Source organism: Oligella sp. HMSC05A10 (assembly GCF_001808335.1).
In the GTDB taxonomy this organism is placed as follows: domain Bacteria; phylum Pseudomonadota; class Gammaproteobacteria; order Burkholderiales; family Burkholderiaceae_B; genus Oligella; species Oligella urethralis.
Window position 1 is genome coordinate 1 of the sequence record NZ_KV792893.1, and the last position, 1,276, is coordinate 1,276.

The 1,276-nt window shown below is 38.1% G+C and carries 2 protein-coding genes; both read right to left on the reverse strand.

Annotated features, from left to right (window positions below):
- Positions 1-133: 133 nt before the first annotated feature.
- A complete protein-coding gene (locus HMPREF3144_RS04230; RefSeq protein WP_018575298.1) occupies positions 134-424 on the reverse strand; it encodes a hypothetical protein in 291 nt (96 codons plus the stop codon).
- 1 nt (position 425) lies between these two features.
- Positions 426-1,276, reverse strand: an 851-nt coding sequence (locus tag HMPREF3144_RS11785) for a hypothetical protein (protein ID WP_204373954.1), incomplete at its 5' end; no start/stop codon positions are given.

Genomic DNA, 1,276 nt, shown 5'->3' on the forward strand with positions numbered 1-1,276 from the left:
CAGTAACGGTATCTAACTGCAAATCACCGCCGGCAAAAACAGATGCTAATATTGTTTTATTGAATGATCTTTGTGCGAAAAATGTTGTTTGTTTAATTTAAAAGCTTTATTTGATAAATCAAAATGCTTGTTACTAATCATAATAGTAATCAACCTGATATTCAGATCCTAATTCTGTTCGCAATTTTAATAATAATGATCTCCCCATAGAAATAAATTGCTCATAATCAAATTCCTCCCAATACGAATTACTTGGGTCATCCATATTAAGTCCTTTGTCAAATAAATCTGCCCACGATAACAACTCTTTTTTCAATTGATTAGATATAGGCAATTCATCCAAATCAATGTTCCCAACTTCTATTTCATCATTGTGCCATATAGGTGAGCAAAAATAATCAGGCATTAATCTAATTTTTTTCATATTATCTCACTACACTAGTAGGATTAGCGCCAACAATATATCCATTGCTACCAACCGTAACAGCAATGTTTTGAGTTTTACCGTTTACAGTAACTTGATAAATAGCTCTACCTGTTCCTTTTCCTTGATAACCTAAAAATTTCCCATGATTTACTGCATCCATCACTGCCTTAGGTATATCTTTTTCCTTAATACCAACTTTGGCAAAATCACCTGCATGTTCTTTCACAATATGTGCCAATCCTGCATCTTTGATACCTGCTACTCCTACTTGCCCAGTTTCTAAAAACACAACCTTCCCATTTGGCAACTCTCGAATAGCAACTAATGCTTGTTTATTGAACTTCACACCTGATTGAGTTAATTTATTAACCAAAATAAGTTTTGCACCTTGACTAACCAAAGATGGTGCAGGAACAAAACTAAAATCCGCCAGAGCATCTAATAGCAACGTACCCCAATTCCCCTGCTGAATGTCCAGTGCGTGTTTCAGGTTAACTCCTACAACTCCCAAGTCTTCATGTAACCCTAAATGCGTAATACTTACTAACTCTTTTTGTAAATCCAGGTACGCAACGCACGACGTATCACCTTGACATTGGCCATACAGATTTTTAAAGGTCGCATCCAGTTTCTCATGCCATGCAACCACACCTTCCTCAGTCAACCCACTTTGTTTAACTGAGAGGTCATGCCATTTCTGACGTACTTCTTGACACGCCTCAGGACTGATAGCGCACGCAGCTTCCATTTCTTGGCCAAACTCTGCGTACTGATCTTGACCAATTTGCCAACCAAACAGATTTACGCCCGTACCGAGGTAGTTATTATCCACCGCCGTCCCCGCTGACT

Coding starts and splice junctions, on each gene's coding strand:
- HMPREF3144_RS04230 (WP_018575298.1), bottom strand. CDS start 424: ATGAAAAAAATTAGATTAATGCCTGATTATTTTTGCTCACCTATATGG.